This is a genomic window from Clostridium sp. HBUAS56010 (genome assembly GCF_007115105.1).
GTDB lineage: Bacteria > Bacillota > Clostridia > Lachnospirales > Lachnospiraceae > Lacrimispora.
Genome location: NZ_SULJ01000008.1, coordinates 158,965 through 183,186, shown reverse-complemented (window position 1 = coordinate 183,186; position 24,222 = coordinate 158,965). Strand labels below are relative to the sequence as shown.

The 24,222-nt window shown below is 41.4% G+C and carries 25 protein-coding genes, 1 tRNA gene, 1 pseudogene and 1 riboswitch; of the genes and pseudogenes, 24 read left to right on the top strand and 3 right to left on the bottom strand.

The window, feature by feature from the left end:
* Positions 1 to 90: 90 nt before the first annotated feature.
* Complete coding sequence (locus FAY33_RS13750) at positions 91 to 438, bottom strand: helix-turn-helix domain-containing protein (RefSeq protein ID WP_143321800.1); 348 nt, start codon at positions 436 to 438, stop codon at positions 91 to 93.
* 127 nt (positions 439 to 565) lie between these two features.
* Here FAY33_RS13750 and FAY33_RS20155 point away from each other — a divergent pair.
* Together FAY33_RS20155 and FAY33_RS13740 are read left to right on the top strand one after the other, a co-directional pair.
* Positions 566 to 705: pseudogene (locus FAY33_RS20155) on the top strand (nitroreductase family protein); the annotation flags it as partial.
* 417 nt (positions 706 to 1,122) lie between these two features.
* Complete coding sequence (locus tag FAY33_RS13740; protein WP_279231873.1) at positions 1,123 to 2,715, top strand: exosporium glycoprotein BclB-related protein; 1,593 nt, start codon at positions 1,123 to 1,125, stop codon at positions 2,713 to 2,715.
* Between the two features lie 188 nt (positions 2,716 to 2,903).
* Here the strand turns inward: FAY33_RS13740 and FAY33_RS13735 are convergent, their stop codons facing one another.
* Positions 2,904 to 3,566, bottom strand: coding sequence for an ECF transporter S component (locus FAY33_RS13735; protein WP_347562701.1), 663 nt, complete (start codon positions 3,564 to 3,566; stop codon positions 2,904 to 2,906).
* Positions 3,567 to 3,648: 82 nt separating this feature from the next.
* Positions 3,649 to 3,765, bottom strand: a riboswitch (FMN riboswitch).
* A 159-nt stretch (positions 3,766 to 3,924) separates the two neighbouring features.
* On the opposite strand from FAY33_RS13735, the gene FAY33_RS19550 reads away from it, so the two are divergent.
* The 18 genes from FAY33_RS19550 (at position 3,925) to FAY33_RS13645 (ending at position 18,296) form a co-directional block, all read left to right on the top strand.
* The gene (locus tag FAY33_RS19550) at positions 3,925 to 4,131 is read left to right on the top strand and encodes a hypothetical protein (RefSeq protein WP_185967637.1); all 207 of its coding nucleotides are present in this window, start codon (positions 3,925 to 3,927) and stop codon (positions 4,129 to 4,131) included.
* A gap of 213 nt (positions 4,132 to 4,344) precedes the next feature.
* Complete coding sequence (locus FAY33_RS13725) at positions 4,345 to 4,545, top strand: hypothetical protein (RefSeq protein ID WP_143321796.1); 201 nt, start codon at positions 4,345 to 4,347, stop codon at positions 4,543 to 4,545.
* Positions 4,546 to 4,610: 65 nt separating this feature from the next.
* A complete protein-coding gene (locus FAY33_RS13720; RefSeq protein WP_143321795.1) occupies positions 4,611 to 4,898 on the top strand; it encodes a sterol carrier protein domain-containing protein in 288 nt (95 codons plus the stop codon).
* Positions 4,899 to 5,440: 542 nt separating this feature from the next.
* A tRNA-Ala gene (locus FAY33_RS13715) sits at positions 5,441 to 5,513 on the top strand.
* A 484-nt stretch (positions 5,514 to 5,997) separates the two neighbouring features.
* Entirely contained in the window at positions 5,998 to 6,234 is a 237-nt protein-coding gene (locus FAY33_RS13710; RefSeq protein WP_143321794.1) for an AtpZ/AtpI family protein, read from the top strand.
* 35 nt (positions 6,235 to 6,269) lie between these two features.
* Entirely contained in the window at positions 6,270 to 6,641 is a 372-nt protein-coding gene (locus FAY33_RS13705) for an ATP synthase subunit I (RefSeq protein ID WP_185967636.1), read from the top strand.
* Between the two features lie 33 nt (positions 6,642 to 6,674).
* Positions 6,675 to 7,352: a FoF1 ATP synthase subunit a gene (locus FAY33_RS13700; RefSeq protein ID WP_143321792.1), complete on the top strand. Its 678-nt coding sequence runs from the start codon at positions 6,675 to 6,677 to the stop codon at positions 7,350 to 7,352.
* Positions 7,353 to 7,419: 67 nt separating this feature from the next.
* The gene (gene atpE, locus FAY33_RS13695; protein ID WP_207706023.1) at positions 7,420 to 7,692 is read left to right on the top strand and encodes an ATP synthase F0 subunit C; all 273 of its coding nucleotides are present in this window, start codon (positions 7,420 to 7,422) and stop codon (positions 7,690 to 7,692) included.
* A 50-nt stretch (positions 7,693 to 7,742) separates the two neighbouring features.
* The gene (locus FAY33_RS13690; protein ID WP_143321791.1) at positions 7,743 to 8,297 is read left to right on the top strand and encodes an ATP synthase F0 subunit B; all 555 of its coding nucleotides are present in this window, start codon (positions 7,743 to 7,745) and stop codon (positions 8,295 to 8,297) included.
* On the top strand, positions 8,285 to 8,827 hold the full coding sequence (gene atpH / locus FAY33_RS13685) for an ATP synthase F1 subunit delta (protein ID WP_143321790.1): 543 nt from the start codon (positions 8,285 to 8,287) through the stop codon (positions 8,825 to 8,827). Before FAY33_RS13690 ends, atpH begins: the two co-directional genes overlap by 13 nt.
* On the top strand, positions 8,821 to 10,332 hold the full coding sequence (gene atpA, locus FAY33_RS13680; RefSeq protein WP_143321789.1) for a F0F1 ATP synthase subunit alpha: 1,512 nt from the start codon (positions 8,821 to 8,823) through the stop codon (positions 10,330 to 10,332). The genes atpH and atpA overlap by 7 nt, the downstream gene beginning before the upstream one ends.
* Before the next feature lie 21 nt (positions 10,333 to 10,353).
* On the top strand, positions 10,354 to 11,214 hold the full coding sequence (atpG, locus tag FAY33_RS13675) for an ATP synthase F1 subunit gamma (protein ID WP_243126751.1): 861 nt from the start codon (positions 10,354 to 10,356) through the stop codon (positions 11,212 to 11,214).
* Positions 11,204 to 12,595, top strand: a complete 1,392-nt coding sequence (atpD, locus tag FAY33_RS13670) for a F0F1 ATP synthase subunit beta (protein ID WP_143321787.1) — start codon at positions 11,204 to 11,206, stop codon at positions 12,593 to 12,595. The genes atpG and atpD overlap by 11 nt, the downstream gene beginning before the upstream one ends.
* A gap of 10 nt (positions 12,596 to 12,605) precedes the next feature.
* On the top strand, positions 12,606 to 13,073 hold the full coding sequence (locus FAY33_RS13665) for a hypothetical protein (protein WP_185967635.1): 468 nt from the start codon (positions 12,606 to 12,608) through the stop codon (positions 13,071 to 13,073).
* A gap of 157 nt (positions 13,074 to 13,230) precedes the next feature.
* Positions 13,231 to 13,869, top strand: a complete 639-nt coding sequence (locus FAY33_RS13660; RefSeq protein WP_143321785.1) for a GntR family transcriptional regulator — start codon at positions 13,231 to 13,233, stop codon at positions 13,867 to 13,869.
* Between the two features lie 119 nt (positions 13,870 to 13,988).
* Positions 13,989 to 15,122, top strand: a complete 1,134-nt coding sequence (locus FAY33_RS13655; protein WP_143321784.1) for an ABC transporter ATP-binding protein — start codon at positions 13,989 to 13,991, stop codon at positions 15,120 to 15,122.
* The gene (locus FAY33_RS13650; protein ID WP_143321783.1) at positions 15,122 to 16,687 is read left to right on the top strand and encodes a glycine betaine ABC transporter substrate-binding protein; all 1,566 of its coding nucleotides are present in this window, start codon (positions 15,122 to 15,124) and stop codon (positions 16,685 to 16,687) included. The genes FAY33_RS13655 and FAY33_RS13650 overlap by 1 nt, the downstream gene beginning before the upstream one ends.
* Before the next feature lie 460 nt (positions 16,688 to 17,147).
* Positions 17,148 to 18,296 (top strand): ABC transporter ATP-binding protein, encoded by a 1,149-nt coding sequence (locus tag FAY33_RS13645; protein WP_143321782.1) that lies wholly within the window; start codon positions 17,148 to 17,150, stop codon positions 18,294 to 18,296.
* A 148-nt stretch (positions 18,297 to 18,444) separates the two neighbouring features.
* Here FAY33_RS13645 and FAY33_RS20150 read toward each other — a convergent pair whose 3' ends face one another.
* Positions 18,445 to 19,905, bottom strand: coding sequence for a DUF4183 domain-containing protein (locus tag FAY33_RS20150; protein ID WP_207706022.1), 1,461 nt, complete (start codon positions 19,903 to 19,905; stop codon positions 18,445 to 18,447).
* Positions 19,906 to 20,116: 211 nt separating this feature from the next.
* Here FAY33_RS20150 and FAY33_RS13630 point away from each other — a divergent pair, with 211 nt between their 5' ends.
* The 4 genes from FAY33_RS13630 to FAY33_RS13615 all read left to right on the top strand — a co-directional run bounded on the left by FAY33_RS13630 (position 20,117) and on the right by FAY33_RS13615 (position 24,127).
* Positions 20,117 to 21,382: a DNA repair protein gene (locus FAY33_RS13630; protein ID WP_185967633.1), complete on the top strand. Its 1,266-nt coding sequence runs from the start codon at positions 20,117 to 20,119 to the stop codon at positions 21,380 to 21,382.
* The gene (locus FAY33_RS13625) at positions 21,372 to 21,740 is read left to right on the top strand and encodes a YolD-like family protein (protein WP_243126745.1); all 369 of its coding nucleotides are present in this window, start codon (positions 21,372 to 21,374) and stop codon (positions 21,738 to 21,740) included. Before FAY33_RS13630 ends, FAY33_RS13625 begins: the two co-directional genes overlap by 11 nt.
* A gap of 102 nt (positions 21,741 to 21,842) precedes the next feature.
* The gene (locus FAY33_RS13620; protein WP_143321779.1) at positions 21,843 to 23,786 is read left to right on the top strand and encodes an AraC family transcriptional regulator; all 1,944 of its coding nucleotides are present in this window, start codon (positions 21,843 to 21,845) and stop codon (positions 23,784 to 23,786) included.
* Between the two features lie 65 nt (positions 23,787 to 23,851).
* Positions 23,852 to 24,127 (top strand): metal-sensing transcriptional repressor, encoded by a 276-nt coding sequence (locus FAY33_RS13615; RefSeq protein WP_143321778.1) that lies wholly within the window; start codon positions 23,852 to 23,854, stop codon positions 24,125 to 24,127.
* Positions 24,128 to 24,222 lie beyond the last annotated feature (95 nt).

The following is a 24,222-nucleotide window of genomic DNA, read 5'->3' as shown; positions in this document are numbered from 1 at the left end:
AGTCATGGGCTTAGCTCCTTTTACTTTATAATTATATTTTACATGCCCTTATGATAACTGTCCAATTAATTGTAGCCTATCCAATACCGTTCAACCGAGATGTTCTCTGCTTCGTTCTCCCCAATCACACATCATATTCAAAATTGGAATGAGAGATTGACCGCGTTCCGTTAAGGAATATTCTACTTTTGGGGGAACTTGAGGGTACTCCTTACGAGAGATAATGTTATCGCCAAGAAGCTCTTTTAACATGACACTTAAAGTTTTGAATGAAATGTTTTCAATATATCGGTGAAGTTCATTATGCCTTAATACTTTATGTTCTGCAAGTAAATATATGATGTTCATTTTGTATTTACCACCAATGATAGACAAAGTGTAATGAAAACCAGTATTTTTTAGAGCTGTTCCCGGTACGGCGCAACCAGTATTTTTCATACGGTAAATTCCTCCTATATAATAATATATAATCATACTATACTTTTATATTATATAATATCGTAGTGATTGGTGTGATGTCAATGGACATTTTATCATCATAAAAAATGTAGATTAGAGGATAACAATGGATTTTTTAGATTTAGTTAAAAACTGGTATTCTATTAGAAATTTAAGCAAAAAAAAGTGGAACAAGAAAAGATTGATTTAATTTTGGAAGCAGGAAGAGTTGCTCCAACTACTGTAAATTTTCAGTCTCAACGAATTTCTTACACCTAATTCCCAAGATAGCTTGGAAACATTGAAAACATGCACACATATTATTTTCATGATCCTTTGGTTCTACTTACCGTACTTGTTTGAGTTACTTAAAGATTTTAATTGAGCAGTGCTCCAGGAAGTAGTTTCTGTCATGATTTCTTTTATGGAAGAATTAAGAGAGTAGAGATAAATACGCTATAATAAAAAAAACATCATTAAAAAAGCATTATAAATTGCTTATAAAAAGGCATTTTAAACTATTTTGATTCTTTTCTTTCATAAACAAGAAGTGAAATATTTGTATAAAATAATGGGTCAATATAAGCCTGGTTCCCAAATTGAATAATCACTCATAAAATATAAATAGGCATAAGAAATTTATGTATCATATGCCTAAAATAAAAAGAAATGGGAGGATTAACTATGGCTAACAGTGCTATTCAAATAGAACTAAATGCTGGCACATCAGTTGCAACAGGAGCAAACGTTCTATTTGATACCATAGTATATTCATCTGGAAGTATAGCTTACAATCCAGCTACTGGTGTAATAACGTTTCAAGAGGCTGGAAGATTTGTAGTAGATTGGTGGCTTGCAACTCAGTCTTCATTGGCTACAAATGGTGCTTCATTTGCCTTAACTTCATCACAAGGTGATGTTTTAGAAGGAAACTCACCAATTAAAACCGGTGAAGTTTATGGCGTGGGAATTATTGATGTAACAACAGCACCAGTTACACTTTCACTTATAAATATCAGTGATGCTTCAATATCTTATTCAGTGCATGTTCCGTTAAAGGGAACCTTGGTTATTGTTGAAGATGATTTTTCATCAGAGGGTGAAACAGGTCCAACTGGACCAACTGGTCCGACCGGTCCAATCGGAGCGACCGGTCCAGTAGGAGCGACCGGTCCAATCGGAGCGACCGGCCCAATCGGAGCGACTGGCCCAATCGGAGCGACTGGCCCAATCGGAGCCACAGGTCCAATTGGAGCGACCGGTCCAATCGGAGCCACAGGCCCCGTAGGAGATACCGGTCCGGTGGGAGATACCGGTCCAACTGGAGCAACCGGTCCGGTAGGAGCAACCGGTCCAGTAGGTGATACCGGCCCAGTAGGAGCCACCGGTCCAATCGGAGCGACTGGTCCAGTGGGAGATACCGGCCCGATCGGAGCCACCGGACCAACCGGAGACGCAGGTCCAACGGGAGATACCGGACCAACCGGAGCAACGGGAGCGACTGGCCCAATCGGAGCCACCGGTCCAACCGGAGACGCAGGTCCAACGGGAGATACCGGACCAACCGGAGCAACGGGAGCGACAGGTCCAATTGGAGATACCGGACCAACCGGAGATGTGGGACCAACTGGAGATATCGGACCAACAGGAGATGTGGGACCAACCGGAGATACCGGTCCAACTGGAGATGCCGGTCCTACGGGAGATACTGGTCCAACCGGAGATACCGGACCGACCGGAGATACTGGTCCAACTGGACCAGGAGCAATTATACCATTTGCGTCTGGTACGCCTGTAGCACCAACAAGTATTGCTTTAGGACTTGCAGGATTACCAGCAATAGTAGCATTTGGTGACAGTGCTGTATTACCAAATGTTCTGGGCACAACAATTAATTTAACCGGTGGAACTGGAGTACTGGCAAACCTTGCTTTTTCAGTTCCAAGAGATGGTATTATTACAGATATAGCGGCTTATTACAGTGTGGTTGCAGGGTTGAGTCTCATAGGAACAACCATTACGGTTGAGGCTCAGTTATTTGCTTCTGCAACACCGGATAACACGTTTACAGCTCTGACTGGAGCTGAGGTTATTTTATCACCAGGATTCTCAGGTGTAATTACAATTGGTGCCATTGCCAGTGGTATTACTTCTGGGCTTAATATTCCTGTTACAGCAGGAACCAGACTTCTAATGGTATTCTCAATTACAGCTACGGGTGTTAGTTTGTTAAATACCTTAACAGGATATGCCAGTGGTGGTGTGAACATTGCTTAACTTAAGATAAAGTCTGTCAGTAACAAGTATGAGGCAGATATAAAATAAAAACTCCCAGGAGTTGGACATATGTCTGGCTCCTGGGAGTTGATTGGTGTATTAAAAAATAAACGTCTGTTTACATTTTATTCAGATAACCAAGGGTGCTGCTATCTGTTACATAAGCAATGGTATTAAAAAACTTTGATTTACATAATTCCTTTTAAAACCAGAATTACGAAAATAACTGTTATAAGGATTATCCCTAGTATAAGAGCTATTTCTAAATTAAATTTTCCAGTTAAGGATTTATTCTCTGATTGGAAAGCAAGGAGATTAGTTCTCTTTAATGCATTAGAAAGCGGTTTATAAATCAAAAGTGTAAGAGCAGTGTTAATTCCGCTCTTTAAAAGGTTAAATGGAACAATAGCAGGTAACAGGAGTTTTACAACGGCATCTCTTGGGTACCCCATATAGATTGGAGTAATTAAATAGTTCCATAGGACCATAACCAGTGTCATCAGAATACTGCCTAAAATCATTCCAACCAATGCCCCTTTCATGGAGTGGTATTTCTTGTAAAGCCAGGCGGCTGGATATACAAATGCAATTGTAGAAAGAATATTCATAATTAACCCAATAATACCTGTGCTGCTGATGGTAAACATCTCAATCAATGAAACAATAACAGAAATTGCCACAGAAGACATGGGCCCAAATAGGAACCCTCCCGTCATAATAATAATATCCTTTGGTTCATATTCAAGAAATGGTGCAACAGGTATAAGCGGTATTCTGATTGCAACAACTGCCACGAAAGCCAGTGCACACAACATAGCCATTACAGTAAGTTTTCCGGTTTTTTTGTTCATAATCATATCTCCTAAAAATAAGTAACACCTGAAAGTAAGCCCTTCAGGTGTTAATAATAGATAGGTGTATTATCTTTATTTAACACATCTTCTTTCATCCAGACTATACTGTCGGTATTGGAATTACACCAATTCAACGCAACCTGCGCTCGCGGACTATACCGCCGGTCGGGAATTACACCCTGCCCTGAAGAATACTATATACAAATGTTCTTAGTGTATTATAACACTGCTTTATAAAAATGCAATATGTACCGATAAAAAAATAATATATAAGAACCGTGAAAATCAAATACAGGCAATTGACAACCGAATTTTTTATGCTAAAATATTTTTTATTCATCGGAGGATTATTTCAATGATGATTCGTAAATTAACTGCATGGCAGGAGTGGCTGGAAGCAGAAAGAGTCACATCAGTTTCTTTATTTTTTAGTTTCACAGGGAAAAGTCTAAAAAGATATAAATGGATCAGGCAGAGGGAAAACAGTCTCGGACAGAAGAGATATGGGGAGCTTTTCCGAAGATGGAATTTTGACTTCCAGCCGGAGAGTGTATTATCATAAGCAAATCTTTGATGGAAATACTGTTGGATGCGTGGAACTGGACATGGTCTGTTCTCTGCCTGAATCCCGGGAGCATGGAAATATAGTCAGGTCCGTATTTGATGAATTGATTGAAAAAGGTTTTTTATTTTCCTTCCTTCACCCATTTTCTACCAGTTATTACCGTCAGTTTGGTTTGAAATATGTAATTCCCCTTTGTTACAAAAGATTCCTGTGGCGGAGCTGAAAGATTTTGATCCTACCCAATCTGTTTTTCTCGGCACTTTAGATGTAGTTGATATCGTGTATGACAGTCCGGAAGCATTTCACAATATAATGGAATTTATTTATAAAATGACAGCAAAGTGTGAGACGTTATCTATGGAACCTCCAGAAAAGATTGATCTAACCATGCTGATTCCAAACGTGGATTAAGCGGAACGGAGTCTCTCAAGCCATAGCATGGCGCGTATTCTTCATATAAAAAAGTTTTGGAACTTATGCACCATCCTGATGATAAAGGAAGTTACAGATTAAAAGTCGAGGATGAATTTCTACCCCATAATTCAGGGGTATACACAGTCTCTTATTCCAATGGTAAGGCTCGGTCTGTTTTGCAGACGCCTATGGGAGATGCGGATATGAAAGTCAGTATTCAGACCCTTTGCCAGATGGTTCTTGGTTCTATTGACTTAAATGCAGCTGCTTACCGTTTTGGAAGTGAGATTTATTCCAATCAGGATACATTGAAAAAAGTTTTTGTTGAGAAAAAGATATTTAATCAGTAATATGGTAAATTAGATAGGAGTTACAGAGGGGGCTATACTGAATGTTGAGAGGTGCTTGAAAAGTGTTCTTTCAATATTTAGTATAGAACCTTTTTAATTTCGTTGTATTTGCTGTATTGAGGAATGAGACAATAAAAATATAAGCAATACATAATGGACTGATGGCATAATGGAATCTTTATAATCGGCTTGGTGTTACTGCTGGTAAACAGAAATATTTATAAAAATTGATGCGGCAGCAATGGGAGAAAAAGAAAATTATATGTTATTTTTAGGACATATTTTTTTATTGATTATAAAAGTTCTTTAAATATAAGTAATATTTCAAAGTTTTTTCAAGTGTTCGTAATAAATAAATGTGTATAATAATGCTTAAACAATGTAAAATTTAGTTGCAATCTCTTTATTCGTTTGCTATAATAACTGCCAGAGGGCATTTCATGGTTGAGTATGAGATGTTCGGTAAACGATTCCACAAAAAGAAAAAGTCACAAAAACAAAAAAGACGGAAGACCGCATAGATAAAGAATTTTCTAGCATACGGGGGTATAGCTCAGCTGGGAGAGCGCTTGAATGGCATTCAAGAGGTCATGGGTTCGAATCCCACTATCTCCACTTAAACAATAAGCCGCAGGCATGAATGCTTGTGGCTTAAATTATAGCCTACAGGAACGGAATACTTGACAAATCAAGGGCAAAAGAGGACCATTCGCAGTCCATCTTAGCCCTCTTTTTTTGGTCTTCCACAACTGATAGAAAATAGTCATATCCCCAAAATTTCCAATTAAATAAGACAGATTTATTAAAAAAAGTAATATCCCAACTTACATGCTAGCAAAGAATCTGACAACCGTATAATAAATCAAAATTATTTAATCAAATAATTTTACAATTGAAGATTATAGACAGTTCAACGCAGTTATGAAAGTTAAATAAATATTATTAAAATATTCGTTTGAATAAAATAAATTTTTTTGAATATTGAAAAAAATTGACATATTCTACATTTCTATGTTAAAATTTAAAGCAAATGAAAATATGGTGCCTGATGATATTAAAGTTAGGCACTATATTTTTAATATAAGGAAGGGGGACCGTCTTGAGCAAGAATGATAATGAAGAGAAAAAACCAAAGAATGGCGAAACCTTTCGTGCTTTAGCCTACTTCTCTCAAATAGGAGTAACGGTTGCAGCATCAATATTAACAGGTGTCCTGCTGGGAAAGTATCTGGATCTCTGGCTTGGAACATCGCCTTGGTTATTATTGACCTTTTCGTTATTAGGTGTGGGGGCATCATTCAAAGTATTATTCAACATACCTGGAGAGAAAAAATAATAAGCAGTAACGATTAGAAAGGAATGAGAATTAATATGAAATTATCTGATATAGCAAAAAGAATGGTATTTACAATAGGAATCATTGCATTCGTATGCATTTTGGGTTCCATAATTTATTACCGTTCTCTGAGCTTTCTTCCTTTTATGTTTGGGGTATTCTTAGGTTCAGCTCTCAGTATTATCAAAGTATTTCTTCTGGAACGAGCAGTGGATGCCGCTCTCATAATGGAACAAAAACGTGCTGGAGGTTACGTAAGTTTTCATCACCTGTTAAGACTTCTGCTTTCCGGAGTGGTTTTAGTTCTGGGCGCTCTTGTTCCGCAGATTAGTCTGTGGGGTGTTGCAGCCGGTATACTGGCTTTTCAGCTGGCAGTCTATAATCTCAGGTTTATATCAAAAAGTTAAATAAAAAATATTTAAATAGGTGGTGATTTACTCGTGGGTTTAAATATAGACAATCTTTGGATTTTAAACATTGCAGGTATTGAAGTCAGGATAACAGAAACGATTGTTAATACATGGTTTATTATGCTGGTTCTCATTGTGCTTGCCGTGATTATCCGCATCAGACTTCGTAAATTTCAAACCATTCCCAGTGGGTTTCAAAATGTAATAGAAGCAGTCATTGAAACCTTTGATCATTTTGTAAGCAACACTTTAAGTGAAAAGCTATCGTATATATCCCCCTGGTTTTTCACGGTTTTTGTCTTTATACTCTCATCTAGTGTGTTCAGTGTGTTTGGACTAAGAGCTCCAACAGCAGACTGGGCAACTACCTTTGCACTGGCGTTTGCCAGCTTCATGATTATGCTTTTTATGGGTTTCAGACACCAGAAAGCCAATTATCTGAAAAGTTTCTTTGAACCACATTTTATATTCTTTCCCCTGAATCTGGTTGGTGAGTTAGCCAAACCGGTCTCGTTGAGTTTTCGACTCTTCGGCAACATGCTTTCTGGTACAATTATTCTGACACTTTATTATGCACTAACACCAGTCTTTGTCCAGTTTGGCATACCATCTTTGCTGCATGCGCTTTTCGATATTATATTCGGTGCTTTACAAACTTATATATTTGTTATTATAAGTCTTATGTATGTCAGAGGTGCAGCAGAATGAAAAACTGTTTTCGGTAACCTGAAATATTGTCAATCTTTAAGAAACGAATTAATTGGAGGAAATTATTATGGAAACATTAGGTTTTGTAATCGGTATCGCGCATATTGCAGCAGTAATTGCACTTCTTAACGGTGTATTCACCACATTTGGGCAGGCAAAAATTGCTGCTCAGGCGATAGAATCCATCGGAAGACAGCCAGAAGCTGCAGATTCCATTCGTAGTACCATGTTTGTTGGTCTGGCTATGGCTGAGACTTCTGGTATCTACGGTCTTTTGATCGCTATTATCATGCTCTTTGCGAACCCCTTGGTAACGATCTTATTGAACTATATGGGTTAAAGGGAATGACGACCAATTTGGTGTAGAATAGAAGAAGGAGGTCATTATAATTGCAGAGTGAAATAATGCTTTTAGCCCAGGCTTTACCCGAAGGACGTGTTTTTGGCCTGGACTCTCAAACAGCAATCGACATTGGAATCCAGTTATTGAATGGAATTATTCTGGCTGTTGTATTGGGATATATTCTTTATAAACCTGTTAAAGAATTTATGAGTAAGAGAAGCGAGGCAATCCAGCAGAAGATTAACGATGCAGATGCTGCTATGGTCAAGGCTCAGGAGCTTATCTCGGAATATGAATTAAAGATAAAAGAAATAGAGAACGAACGTGCAGAAATTCTGGAAGTTGCCCGCCTCAAGTCGATTGATGAAGGTAGGTTAATCCTGGAAGATGCAAGGCGGGAAGCTTCTGAGATCAAAAAACGCTCATTAGAAAGCGTTTTGGCAGATAAGAAACGTCTCCAGGAAGAAACTCGTTTCCATATAATTGAACTTGCATCTCTTATTGCCAAACGATACATTACATTGAACATGGATCATGAAACTCAGGACAAAATTTTTGAGGAAACCCTGGCACAGATGGAGGTCACTCCATGGCAAAGCTAAAGGAAGAATATACACAGGCACTTTTGGAACGGTCAGAAGCAAAAGGTACTTTGGAGGCGGATTTAAAACAGGCAATTTGGATCAGGGAAGTATTGAAAGATACTGAAATACAGGATTTTCTTTTGCATCCCCACGTTTCAGATGCTGAGAAATACCAGATTTTTCAAAATGCCTTTTCGGGAAAAATTTCTGACCACCTGATGGACTTTTTGTATCTGGCAGTCCAAAAAAACAGTGAATCATTGATTTTACCGGTATTAAGCGAATATATCGAGTATATAAACAGACACACAGGCAAAGTAGATGCAAAAATCGTCTCTGCAAAAAAACTTTCGGAACAGCAGGTAGAATCCATCCGTGCAGCATTATCAAAAAAAATGGATGCCAACGTTCAGATAAGAAACGCTGTTGATCCTGATGTAATAGGAGGATTTTATATTCTGGTAGACGGGCATATCTTTGATGGTACGCTGCGATCAGAACTAAATTTAATGAAAGAACAATTAAAGAGAGGAATTTATGAATGTTAGTTAATCCCGATGAAATAACCAAGGTGATAAAACAACAGATAGAGTCTTACTCATCCAAGCTGAATTTTTCTGAAGTAGGTACTGTCATGCAGGTCGGGGATGGCATCGCACGGGTGCATGGTTTACACAGTGCCATGAGTGGTGAACTTCTCGAATTTTCGAATGGAACCTATGGCATGGCGCTTAATTTGGATGAAAACAGCATTGGTGTGGTAATTATGGGATCTGACGCTGGAATTAAAGAAGGTGATCCGGTAAAGATGACAGGCAGAATGGCAGAAGTTCCCGTAGGTGACAGTATGCTGGGGCGTGTTGTCAATGCACTTGGAAAGCCAATTGATGATAAGGGCCCACTTGTAGCAGACAATTATCGAAAAATAGAAAGCACTGCTCCCAGTGTAATTATGAGAAGTGAAGTCGATCAGCCATTGCAGACCGGTATCAAGGCCATTGACGCACTGGTTCCCATTGGAAAAGGGCAAAGGGAATTGATTATAGGGGACCGTGAGACAGGAAAGACTGCCATTAGTATTGATACCATTATCAATCAGAAGGATAAAGATGTCTATTGTGTCTATGTTGCCATAGGGCAAAAGGCATCAACAGTGGCTCGTACCATTAAAGTACTGAACGAGACTGGAGCCATGGATTATACCACTGTAGTTTTGGCTACTGCCAGTGATTCAGCTCCTTTGCAATATATTGCCCCTTATGCCGGCTGTGCGATTGCAGAAGAATGGATGCTGCAGGGCAAGGATGTTCTGATTGTTTATGATGATTTATCGAAACATGCGGTAGCTTACAGGGCGATCAGTCTTTTGCTGCGGCGTCCGCCGGGCCGAGAAGCTTATCCGGGTGATGTTTTTTATCTCCACTCCAGATTGCTGGAGCGTGCTGCAAGTATGAGCAGGGAATATGGCGGAGGAACCCTGACAGCTCTGCCCATTGTAGAGACTCAGGAAGGCGATATATCTGCCTATATTCCTACCAATATTATATCCATCACCGACGGACAGATTTATTTAGAGGCAAATCTTTTTAATGACGGTATACGCCCTGCCATTAATCCCGGCTTATCTGTTTCCCGTGTGGGAGGCTCCGCACAGATTCCTGCAATGAAGAAGCTGGCAGGTCCCCTTAGAATTGAATTTGCACAGTACAAAGAATTAGCTGCTTTTTCCCAGTTTGGCTCTGATCTCAATAAGGATACTTTAGATCGTCTTAACCATGGGGAACGTATTATGGAAGTTCTTAAGCAGCCGCAGTATAGACCCAAACCCATTGAAGATCAGGTTCTGATTCTCTATGCCTTAAGTAATAAACATATGGATGATATAGGTGTGGGACGTATCCAGAAGTTTCAAAAAGACCTTATTCACTATGTGGAAGAACATATTCCTCACATAAAAAATGAAATCAGAAGCAGTGGTAAAATTTCAGAAAAATTGGTGGAGGATATTGATAACGCGATTATTCAGGTGAAAGAACAGCACGATTACAGCTAAGGAGGTACTGATGTGAGTTCGATGAGAAATATCAAACAAAGAATATCAAACATTAGTTCCGTAGAACAGATTATTAAAGCTATGGACATGGTTGCCTCCACAAAGCTGATTAAAGCAAGAACACGATTGGAAGGAGTCCGCCCTATTTACCATGGGTTAAAACAGGTAGTAGAAGATGCGGGAAGACATAGTGATGCAAAAACACATCCATTCTATGAAGAACGTGAAATAAAGAATTCTTTATACGTTATAGTGACCAGTGACAGCGGGCTTTCCGGTGGCTATAATATCAATATTTCATCCAAAGCTCTGGACCACATGAATCAGGGGAAAAATGAAAAAATACTGGTTGTGGGAGCAAAAGGGAAGGAATATTTTAAGAAAAAAAATAAGAATATTATTCATACGATCATTGATATGGAAGATGCACAGGTGTATTTTAACGCTGAAAAACTTGCCAAATGGCTAATGGACTATTATTTGTCCGGTGAAGTGGATGAAGTATATATAGCTTATACCCGTTTTGATACGGTTTTAAGCTATAAACCCATTGTGGAAAAGCTCCTTCCGGCAGCCACAGAAGTGACAGAACATGAGGGGCATAGTGATAGGAAATATGAACCGGATATCAACACATTTATTGACCATATGATTCCTTTGTATCTGCATATGAATTTATTCAGAGCATTTTCAGAAGCCAACACCAGTGAACAGGCAGCACGTATGGTCAATATGGATGCAGCAGGGAAAAATGCTTCGGAAATGACGGAGGATTTAACCCGTATGTATAACCGTAAACGTCAGGCAGATATCACACAGGAACTCAGTGAAATTGTTGGCAGTGCAAATATTTTGAATAAAGGTGGACCACATGACAGTTAAAAATACAGGTAAGATAACGCAGATAATCGGTGCAGTTATTGATATTCGCTTTGAAAGTGGATTACCTTCTTTATATAATGCCATTGAAGTACAATTTGATCAGGAAACAGTTGTACTGGAAGTTATGCAGCATCTTGGAAATCACGCAGTACGCTGTATTTCCATGCATCCCACTGATGGTTTAAAAAGAGGTATGGAGGCAATTGATACAGGGGCCCCCATTACTGTACCCGTAGGAGAACATGTTCTTGGGCGAATGGTAAATGTCTTAGGAGATCCCATAGACAACCAACCGCCCATAGAATCAAAAGAACGCTGGGCGATTCATCGAGAGCCGCCCAGCCTTTCAGAACAGATTGCCCAGCCAGAGATGCTGGAAACAGGCATAAAGGCAATTGACTTACTCTGCCCTTTTGCCAAAGGTGGTAAGATTGGCCTGTTTGGCGGTGCAGGAGTAGGAAAGACAGTTCTTATTATGGAACTTATTAACAGCATTGCAAAAGAACATGGCGGTTACTCGGTCTTTGTAGGTGTAGGAGAACGTACCCGTGAGGGAAATGACCTGTATCACGATATGAAGAATTCCGGGGTTATTGATAAAACTGCGCTGATATTCGGGCAGATGAACGAACCGCCCGGTGTCAGAATGAGGGTAGGGCTTACCGGTCTGACCATGGCAGAATACTTCCGTGATAAAGAACAGCAGGATGTGCTGCTTTTCATTGATAATATATTCCGCTTTGTACAGGCGGGTTCTGAAGTGTCTGCGTTGTTGGGACGTACCCCCAGCGCCGTAGGCTACCAGCCAACCCTTGCAACAGAGATTGGCTCCTTACAGGAGCGTATTACCTCCACAAAGTCCGGTTCCATCACTTCGGTACAGGCCATCTATGTGCCTGCTGATGACTTTACAGATCCGGCAACTGCAACTACTTTTGCCCATTTGGATGCGGTGACTGTACTATCCAGAGCAATCGTTGAGCAGGGAATCTATCCTGCTGTAGATCCTCTGGGTTCCTCTTCCCGAATCTTAGAGGCAAACATTGTGGGGGCTGAACACTACCGGGTATCCCGTGCCGTTCAGAGTATATTACAGCGCTATAAAGACTTACAGGATATTGTTGCAATTCTGGGTATGGACGAATTATCTGAGGAAGATAAACGGATTGTCAACAGAGCCAGAAAGGTTCAGCGCTTTTTATCGCAGCCTTTCCACGTGGCTGAAAAATTCACCGCCATACCGGGACGCCATGTCCCTGTGGAAGAAACGGTCAGGGGCTTTCGGGAAATTATCGAAGGAGTTCATGATGAGATACCGGAAGGTTACTTCCTCAATGCAGGTACCATTGATGAAGTTGTAGAAAAATACAAGAATGCATAAGGGGGATTTTATGGCGGAAGAACAGACAAATACCCTGAAAGATAAAAAGATAAATCTGAATATCATCACCCCCCGCGGACTTAAATTTGCCGAAAAAGCAGACATGATTATTATGCGCTGCATTGACGGAAATCTGGGAGCGCTTTCGGGGCACACACCGGTTTCAACGATATTGGGAGATGGAATTCTCCGTATTTTAAATGATGGTGCTGAAAAGAAGCTTGCTGTATTCGGTGGTATCGCTGAAATAGGAAAAACAACGGTAAATATTTTCACCACCATTGCCCAGTCACCCGGAGAAATTGACTTAGGACGCGCAGAGTCAGACCGTAAGGAAGCGGAAGCTACACTTCTGGACGATTCAAAGGAATTGAAGATTCATGGCTCTCAAGTATTGCTGCGCCGTTCTCTGGTTCGGATTGAAGTCAGTCTGCATCTGGAAGATCCTGAATATTTTGATAATGATGATGATGATTAAGTGTCTTTGACACTTTAACTCCCCTAGCCCCTCATTCATAAGAGGAACTAGGGGTTCTTTTTGTATTATTTTTCTTCTCAACTTGCCTTATATCTGATTTTGGGCTATACTGATTCTGCTTTAACATCAATATAAGAGAAAAGGAAATGTGAATCGTATGGACATAGAGTTAAAAAGTAAAACAGTTATTCCCCGCTATCAGCAGATAGCTGTGGAATTGGCAGCACGGATTGCCAATGGGGAATATCAGGAAGGAGAGAAAATTTATGCCCGTTCTTCCCTTGCCAGTCAGTATGGTGTTTCCCCGGAAACCGCCCGTCGGGCGATCTGCATTCTCAGTGACCTTGGAATTGTTACTTCTGAAAAGGGCAATGGAGTTATTATCAGATCCCAGAAAAAGGCAGCGGAGTATAACCAGCAGAATGGCAAGCGGCAGACCATTGATACCATCAAGGAAAACGTTTTAAAGAGTGTGAGCCGCCAGAAGCAGGAAATGGAATATTTAAATGAGTGTCTAAAGGACCTTATAGAAGCTTCCATACATTTCCGGTCTATGAATCCGTTTATGCCCTTTGAGATCAGAATTGACAAAGACTGTGCCTATCTGAATCAAACATTCGAGGAAATACAATTCTGGCAGCGCACAGGGGCAACTGTTATTGGAGTCGGCAGGAAGGATGTACTGATGAAGTCACCGGGACCATACGTTGCTCTTTCGGAAGATGATACCATCTATTTTGTAACTCAGGATGATACGTTAGATAAGGTAAAAGATTTTTTATATCCTTCGAAATAATGGGTATTTGATAAGGCCTGAAGCCATGGTGCTTCAGGCTGTTTTTATCCCCCGATTTGACAAAGTGACAACTTTCTAATATAATTAAGTTGTTACTTTGTTGAGAAGGAGGGATAAAAATGATACGATTTGAACGAATTTCAAAACGTTATAAGACAAAACAAGTTCTAAATGAAGTCACATTTACGATAAAAAGCGGCAGCCTGGTGGCTGTGATCGGTGAGAGCGGATGTGGAAAGACAACTCTCTTAAAAATGATTAATCGTCTGATTAAGCCCACATCGGGCATGATTTACATTGATGACAAAAGCATCTCCAGCATGGATGAGGTGGCTTTGCGACGGAGTATCGGTTATGTAATCCAGCAGACAGGACTGTTTCCCCACATGACAGTGAAGGAAAATATTGAGCTGATCCCAAAGCTTGAAAAAAGGTCTGTTGAGGACATTGAAAAAAACACAGAAAAGATGATGCAAATGGTGGGGCTTGACTGCGAAGAGTTTTTGCACCGCTATCCCACGGAACTTAGTGGGGGGCAGCAGCAGAGAGTGGGAGTTGCCAGGGCTTTTGCTACGGATCCGGATGTGATACTGATGGATGAACCGTTTTCTGCTTTGGATCCCATGACCAGGGCTGATCTCCAGGATGAACTGGTGCAGCTCCAGTCGAAACTGAAAAAAACCATTGTCTTCGTGACCCATGATATGGATGAAGCGATCAAAATTGCAGATATGATTTGCATTATGAAAGATGGCAATGTACTTCAGTACGATACGCCGGAGAATATTTTAAATAATCCCAAGGATGATTTTGTATCCAGTTTCGTGGGGAAAAACAGAATCTGGTCTTCACCGGAATATATTAAGGTGTCTGATATCATGATTGAGAATCCGGTTACTGCATTCAGAGATCTTTCTGTTTTGAAATGTATTGACAAGATGCGTCAGAATAAAGTTGACAGCCTCCTGATCGTGGAGCGGGAGAACCGACGGCTGACCGGAATTGTGAAGGCAGGCAAATTGCGGGGAGTGGAAGACAGAGCAAGACTTGCAGAAGAATATATGTATGAAGATTTCCCATCTCTGTTACCGGAACAATGTATTTTGGATGCACTGAAAATAGTGACGGAAAACCACATATCAACAGTTCCTGTGGTAGATGAAGAGAAGCGTCTGGTTGGTTTGATTACACGAAGCAGTCTGGTAACCACGTTAAGTGAACAGTATTTTGATTATGAAGGAGGAGAGGCTTAATGAGTTTTTTGAATTATTTAGGAGGTAATTATCCGCAAGTCCTTTCTTTGGTCATCGAACATCTGAAGCTGACTGCTATCTCAGTAGGTCTGGCGATTCTGATTGGGGTTCCTCTTGGTATTTTCATTTCCTATACATCAAAAGCCGGAAAACCGGTTTTATCCCTTGCCAACATCATTCAGGCAATTCCCAGTATGGCACTTTTAGGTTTTATGATTCCACTGTTTGGAATTGGTACGGTTCCTGCAATCGTTGCAGTGGTACTTTATTCTCTGCTTCCCATCATTAAGAATACTTATACGGGAATTGAAAATATTAATCCACAGACGCTGGAGGCTGCCAAGGGAATCGGACTGACTCCTTTTCAGGTCCTGACAAAGGTGCAGATTCCTCTGGCACTTCCGGTCATCATGGCAGGCGTGCGTATCGCTTCCGTAACAGCAGTGGGACTTATGACGATGGCAGCATTTATTGGTGCCGGCGGTCTGGGTTATCTTGTGTTTTCCGGTATAAAGACGGTTAATAATAACCAGATTCTGGCTGGAGCCATACCTGCCTGTATATTGGCATTGTCGGTAGATTTTTTGCTGGGCATTGTTGAGAAGCTGGTGACACCTGTGAGTCTTCAAAAGGGAGATGGTGTCTTAAAGAAAAAGACACGTACGGTCCAGAAGGCTGGACTCAGCGTGGCAGCGCTTTTCCTGGTTGGAGTTTTTATATTTACCTCCATAGGCGGCAAGATGGAAAATTCCAGAACCATTACCATCGGTTCTAAAGATTTTACAGAGCAGGAGATTCTTGGAAATATGATGGCGGACTTCATTGAAGACCGAACCGATATTTCAGTCAACAGAAGGGTGAATCTGGGAGGAACCCAGGTTTGCTTCGGTGCACTCAAAGGTGGCGATATTGATCTGTATATTGAATACACTGGAACTGCTTATACGGATATGTTAAAGCATTCCCCTGACAGTGATATGGAAAAGGTTTATCAGACGGTAAAGGATGAATTTAAAGAGCAATACAACATTGATGTATTAAAACAGATGAATTTTAATAATACTTATACGCTGGCAGTCACTCAGGAGACAGCAGAGCACTATGGGATTGAAACGATCAGTGATTTGGCAAAAACAGCCGGAAGTATGACTTCTGGTACAACATTTGAATTTAGTAATCGTGAAGACGGACTTCCCGGTCTTCAGAAAGCTTATGGGTTCCAGGTAGGGAATAGTCTCACTTTGGACAGTGCGCCGCGTTATCTGGCTCTGGAAAAAGGTGAGGTTGATATGATAGATGCTTTTGCGACCGACGGGCTTTTAAAGAAATTCAACTTAAAAACTCTTACTGATGATAAGATTTTTTTCCCGCCTTATTATGCAATACCGATCATTCGTGATGAAGCATTGCAAAATTACCCCGAGATACCGGCTCTATTGGAAGAACTGGGATTGGTGTTGACGGATGAAGTCATGATGGAACTGAATTATAAAGTGGATGAACTGCAGCAGACTCCGGCTGAAGTTGCCCATGAATTTTTAGTGGAGAATGGATTGATATCATGATATTTGGAATTGTGATATTTGCAATTATATCAGTAATTTTTTCTGTTCCCGGTCTTCAGCAAATGGTGGCTGGTGAACAGGAGTTATCTCCCCGGGAAGAAAAGATAGGCATTCTTTTCGGCCATTATATGGGGGCTGCTGCTGTACTGTTGTTTTTTCTGCATATGTTCAGATCACTGTATTTTCCATATTTTTATATTGGAGCGGGAGGGCTGTGTATGATTCTGACCTTTGGCTTTTTATATAAAACAGTCCGCATATTAAAAAAAGAGGAAAATTGATTCTGATTTATAGATATAAGTTTTATATCTTAGCAATAAAATTTTTGAGATATAGCATTGAATGAGCAGGTATGATTATTCAATGCTATATTTTTGCTTTTTATTAATCAAATCAAATTTTATGGAATTTTCTGTATATTAAACTTCTTTCTACTTTATAGCCATTTTGCACCATTAATATGAATTCTGAACTTGTGGCAATATGGCAGATTACTTTATGCCTTATGGGAGTGAATCTGATTATGCTTCTTGTCAATGCAGTCTTTATTAAACCCATAAGAAATGCAACAGGAGTACTATCCCGAATCAACAGTAAAATGACGGAAAAGCTGTCCAATCTGTTGCAGGGAATGGAGCAGGCAAGGATGTATTCTGCGGGAAGTAATACGGTTAAGGAATTTACCATAGAAAATGAGACTTATGCAAAACAAAGCAGATATAAAAATTTCTATATCGCATGTTTGGATAGCTGCAATCATGGATTTGATTTACTATGTGCATTGGCATTCCTTTTGCTGGGAATATATTTTGTTCAAAACAATCATACTTCCTTAGGTTCCCTTGCAGCCATTTATGCCCTTTATGGAAAATTTTCTTATCAATTTTTGCAGATGGGGAGATATATTCCGGAGCTGATTGGGTGCCTGATTAATGCGCAAAATGTTTTTGATTTTATAGAAGAAGCAGAAGAGTCCGACTCTTGGTACAAAAACCTCCTGGAGGAAGGTGAAAATTTAGAAATGCAAGAGGGAAATATTCTTGATATTAACCGTATTTCCTTTCAATACCGGGAAGAAAAGGTGATCTTGCGGAATTATTCCCTATCGGTCAGAGAAGGGGAATGTGTTGCCATAACAGGTCCGTCCGGCTGTGGTAAAACCACACTTTCCAAATTATTACTGGGACTATATCCGCTGGCAGCCGGAGATATCCGCATAAAGGGTGTGTCCTATCATGAACTTATAAATGCCGAAATTCGAAAACAGATTGCGTATGTTCCTCAGGAACCCTATCTTTTTAACCAATCTATTGGGGATAATATTCGTATAGGACGCCCCGATGCGTCTCATGAAGAGGTAATACGGGCGGCAAAAATTGCTCATGCCCACACCTTTATCGAATCGCTGGAAAATGGTTATGACACGTTTGTTGGGGAGAGGGGGAACCAGCTTTCCGGGGGACAGAGACAGAGAATTGCCATTGCAAGAGCCATTTTAAAGGATGCGCCTGTGATTCTTTTCGATGAAGCAACTTCCGCACTGGATAATGAGTCGGAACGGCTTTTCAATGATGCATTAAAATCCATGAAAAAGCATAAAACAGCATAAAACAGTCATCATGATCGCCCATAGACCTTCCACAATTGTATTGGCAGACCGTATCTATTCCTTTTCTCATTTATAGTTGGGATTTCAGATCCTGCAAAAAGACGCAAGGAAATGATCCTGCGTCTTTTTTGTGAACCTGATTTCTGTACTATAGAATCGTGAATTCCACAGTCTCAATAATAATTGGCGTTCCGGCAAATATAGTTCCGCTTTGCGGGGGGAAGGACAGTGCGCTGGAGCTTAGACTGTATGAAGAGCTTGCCTGCATCATGCCGTTTATATATAGATTATTGAAACTGTTTGGTCCAAGCCCGGAAAATTCAGTAATGTTGTTTTCGCTATCATCAGTGAAATCACTTGCAGGAATTGTAACAGGGGAAGATAAATCAATGTTTGCAGGTGGAAAATAGAAATATCGGTTTGCTGTAGGAATTAATTCAATGGTTGAAATGTCCACTGCCGGACCGGTGTCGCCAGTAGGACCGATGTCGCCGGTAGGACCCGTATCGCCGGTAGGACCGGTGTCGCCAGTAGGACCTGCGTCGCCAGTAGGACCAATGTCGCCGGTGGGGCCGGTGTCGCCAGTAGGACCAATGTCGCCAGTAGGACCAATGTCCCCGGTGGGACCGGTGTTGCCAGTAGGACCGATGTCTCCAGTAGGACCAGTAGAACCGGTGGCGCCAGTAGGACCAATGTCGCCGGTGGGACCGGTGTCGCCAGTAGGACCTGCATCGCCAGTAGGACCCGTATCGCCGATAGGACCGGTGTCGCCAGTAGGACCTGCGTCGCCAGTAGGACCAATGTCGCCGGTGGGACCGATGTCGCCAGTAGGACCGATGTCTCCAGTCGGACCGGTGTCGCCAGTAGGACCGGTGTCGCCAGTAGGACCAGCGTCGCCGGTAGGACCGATATCGCCAATAGGACCCGTGTCACCAGTCGGACCTGCATCGCCGGTGGCACCCGTATCGCCAGTAGGACCAATGTCGCCGGTGGGACCGATGTCGCCAGTAGGACCAGTAGAACCGGTGTCTCCAGTAGGACCCGCGTCGCCGGTGGGACCCGTGTCGCCAGTAGGACCAATGTCGCCAGTAGGACCAATGTCACCGGTGGGACCGGTGTTGCCAGTAGGACCGATGTCACCAGTCGGACCGGTGTCTCCAGTCGGACCGGTATCGCCAGTAGGCCCAGTCTCTCCTGCAGGCCCGGCAATATCATCTTCGATGATTACAAGTGTTGCTTTAACAGGTACAATTGGTGAGTAATAAACGGTATTAGTACTGGCATTTAGCAATGACAATGTTATCGGAGCTGTTGCCTCAATGATTCCAATTCCTACAACTTCTGTGGTCTTAATGGGCGAATTGCCTTGCAGAAAATCTCCCTGAGATGAAGATAAAGCAAAGACCACACCATTTGAGGAAGAAGAAGATTGACTGGCAATCCACCAATTGATGTAATATCGTCCAGATGTATTGATAGTAATCGTGCCAGTTAAGGCATCGTAGGTTATATTTCCGTTAGAATATACAGTAGTATCAAAAAGAACATTGGAACCATTCGCAACAGATCCGTCGGCAGTACGCTCTATTTGCAGGGCAATATTACTCATATCACGACATGTCTCCTTTTATAATATATTTACAACGTGTTTGATAAAGAAGGTTTCATAATATAAATATGCAGAAATTGGCTCTGGTTTCATAACTGTGGGGAATCATTTGCGAATTTCCAGAAAAATCATATATACAAACATATGTTCTGGTTATATAATCAGATTAGAGTCTAATTATGGTTATAGAAAGATAGGAGGTGTTTCTTTGGTGGAAGAGCGCATTTATGTATGTATTGATCTTAAATCCTTTTATGCTTCTGCAGAATGTGTGGATCGGGGACTTGATCCTCTGACAACCAATCTTGTGGTGGCGGATCCCGAGAGAGGGGAGAAAACCATATGTCTTGCGATTACACCAGCTATGAAAGCGCTGGGAATCAAGAACCGGTGCAGGGTGTTCCAGATACCAAAAGGGATAGAATACATGATGGCACCGCCAAGAATGAAACGCTACATTGAATATTCTGCGGATATTTATGGCATCTATTTGAACTATATTTCAAAAGAAGACATTCATGTATATTCCATTGATGAATCATTTATAGATGTAACTCCCTATCTGTCCATGTATCATATGAGTGCAAGGGAGCTGGCATTGCGGATGATGGAAGATGTTAAAAATACCACAGGAATTACTGCTACTGCGGGTATCGGAACAAACCTGTACCTGGCAAAGATTGCGTTGGATATTATGGCAAAACATGCCAGAGACAACATCGGCTATCTGGACGAGAAACTTTATCAAAAGACGTTATGGAACCATAAGCCGCTGACAGATTTCTGGAGAATCGGGAAGGGAATTGCAGGCAGACTGAATCATATGGGAATTCTTACTATGGGAGATATTACCCGTACCAACGAAGATCTGCTATACCGCCTATTTGGGATTGATGCAGAGCTTTTGATAGACCATGCCTGGGGACGGGAGACAACTACCATTGCTGACATTAAAGAATATAAGCCCCAAAACAGTTCTATGTCTAATAGCCAGGTGCTTTTCAGAGATTACGATTTTGAGGAATGCCGGCTGATTGTAAAAGAGATGGTGGATGTCTTATGTCTGGAGATGGCAGATAAAAATTTGGTGACTGCTTCTGTGTCCCTGATGGTTGGGTATTCAAACGAATTGGAGAAAAAACCAGCCACGGGAACCATCTCCATCTCTGTTCCAACGAATTCTTATCGTACGATAATTCCGGATGTAATGAAGCTTTATGAACGCATTGTAGAACGGGATACGCCCATCCGGCGTTTGAGTATTTCCTGCAATCATGTGGTTTGTGAAGTGTATGAACAATACAGTTTATTTTCGGATCAGAGAGAAGTGGAAAAAGAAAAAAGGATGCAGAAAGCCACGTTAGAGATCAAAGAGAGGTTCGGTAAAAATGCCCTTATCCGGGGAATGGATTTACAGGAGTACGGCACTGCAAGAGAACGCAACACCCAGATTGGAGGTCATAAAAGTGGGGAGTAGAAGAGGGAAAATGGACCAGAAAAACCGGGCAAAACAGTTTATGCCGTTTGACGCATTAAAAGGATTCCGGGAAGCCATGGCAGAGAAAGAGCGGCTCATTGTTTCCAGGCGGGACTTATCGGAGGAGAGACAGGAAGAACTGGATGGGCAGTTGCGGCAGGTTCAAAAAGGAGATAGGATTACCGCAGAATATTTTAAGGAAAGAGAATATGTGAAAAAAGAGGGGAAGGTAACACGAATTGATCATGCAGGCCGAATTTTGGAAATTGATGAGATCAAGATCGCCTTTTCGGATATTTCTGATTTGAAATGTGACCTTCTCCAAGGTCGGTTTTATGTTGCTGGAGTTTTTCATTGATACTAATAATCGCTCAAAGTTAGTCAGGTATACAGCTTTAAATTTCTATGATACAATAGTAGTTAGTCTAATCTAACTACTATTAAACCCAGAGGTGCATACATGTACATACACAATTCCCCTTTAACAATGAACCAGAGGGAAATCGCTTCCGCGCTCCAGGTCTGGAACCGGGCGGCTGTTTCTCTTCTGGACATACGCCATAATTTGATTTCACCAGAACAAGCGCTTAAACGCTACCGTCTTCCTGCAGCCGCCTTTCTCTATACCAGCGGTGGCAAAGCAGAGATACGGCTAAACGATACGGCATACCGTGTGGAACGTTTTGGTCTGTTCCACGCAGGGAAGGAAGCCAAGCTGACCATTATGCCGGAATGTGACTGGCTGGAATATTACATTATACTTTATAAGGCAGTGGAACCCACCAGTTCCAGGGCGGAATATCTCCGGTTGCTGGACCTGGTCAATCCCTTTCGCCAGCAATACGGATTTGCGCCAGTAAATCCTGTGTTTTTTTCAGAAGAGCTTCGGAAGATGTATGAAAGATGGAAGGGACCAGATCCCCTTAATCTCTTTTATGGAAAAGCTGCTTTTTACCGCTTTGTATATGAAGTATATGAAGAACTGGAGCAAGGGAATATCAGTATATTGGAACCGGATGTGATTGCTATGGCGGTACGGTATTTAAATGAACATTATGGGGAAGATGTTTCCATACAGGATATGTGTGAAGGGCTGGGAATCAGCTACAGCCATTTCCATCGGAGTTTTAAAAAACAGACTGGAAAAAGTCCTCAGGAATATTTAATACAGACCCGCTTATTAGCGGCACAGCGATTTCTGGCAGATCCCGGACTTACCATCAGAGAGGTAGCAGGATACTGTGGATTTCAGGATGAGAGAAATTTCCAGCGCTTATTTTTTAAATATAACGGGGTGTCTCCCAATGCGTACAGAGAGAATACACCGCTTCGTGTGAGAGGTGAAACCGTAGTCAATCAAATCACTTTTCCCTATAATGAGGAAGATCTCATTAGTTTTGAGGAAATCAAAGGAAAAGGAGCAACTTACATGTTCAAAGAGATACGGAATAAAGCGGTATTTGCAGCAGCGCTGTCCCTGATGCTGTTGCTGTCCGCCTGTGGTAAAGCACCAGCCAGTACAAATGTCACAGAAAAAGCAACCGCTGCAGCCAGTCAGGCAGAGGAGCAGGCCGACAAAGAAACCAGGACCATCAGTACGGTTATGGGCGATGTGGAGGTTCCTGCCAATCCAAAGAGAGTGGCATGCTACACCTGGGCAGGTGATCTTTTGGCACTTGGCATTACTCCGGTAATCAGCAATGATGTGGAACTGCCCATTATGGAGGAAGCATTATCCGGTACCGAGATGTCCTGGTTCAATGACCCGGAAGAGATTATGGCAGCTGACCCGGACTTAATTATTATCCGTGACAAGGATAAATACGAAAGCTATAGCAAGATTGCGCCGACACTGCTTGTAGAATATAATACACCTTTAGAAGAGCGAATCCGGTTTTTTGGAGAGGTATTCGGTGTGGAGGAAAAGGCATCTGAGGTTCTTGATTCGTTTCATAGCAAGGTAGAAAGATATACCCAGGATTTTAAGGACAAGGGCATTTACGGAAAATCAATCGTCATCATGTTTTACAATGAATCTGCCCCCTATATTTATGGAGATGATTATGGATTCGGGGGACAGGTTTTGTATAATCTTCTGGGATTTCAAGTGACAGACAAGGTCCAAAAGGAGATGATTGATTCTGGAGAAGGCTTCAAAGAAGTTTCCTGGGAAGTGGCTGGAGACTATCTGAATGCAGACTATATACAGATTGGAGAAGAGTCTCTGTCACAGCCGGATTTATTAAAAGACAATCAGGTATGGAACAGTATAGAGGCGGTGAAAAACAATCAGGTTATTACCTATTCCAGAGATTATGACAGAAAATCTCTTTATGTTCTGGATAAGATCGTGGATTATTATCATGAACAGTTTATGAAGTTAGAAGAACCTTCTTCCCATTAATTGACGCGTTCACAAATGAATGATATAGTGTAAGTACCCCTATGGGTATAAAAGGAGGTACAAAAATGCGCCAATGTATGGACAGTGCGAATCTGCATAGACGATTAAATAAGATTATGGGACAGATCAGAGCGATTGATCACATGGTGGATGAAGACATTCCCTGTGAAGATGTTCTGATTCAGATTAATGCTGCTAAAAACGCCCTGCATAAAGTTGGTCAGGTTGTATTGGAAGGTCATTTAAATCACTGTGTCAGAGAAGGCATTGAACATGGAGATGCGGATAAGACCATTGCGGATTTTGCCAAAGCGGTGGAGCATTTCTCCAGAATGAGTTAAGAGGTATCAAAAAAAGAAGCTGCAGAAGAAAACAGCTTCTTTTTTTTTATTGACATCATATACCCCTATAGGTATAATATGGGCATACCCCTATG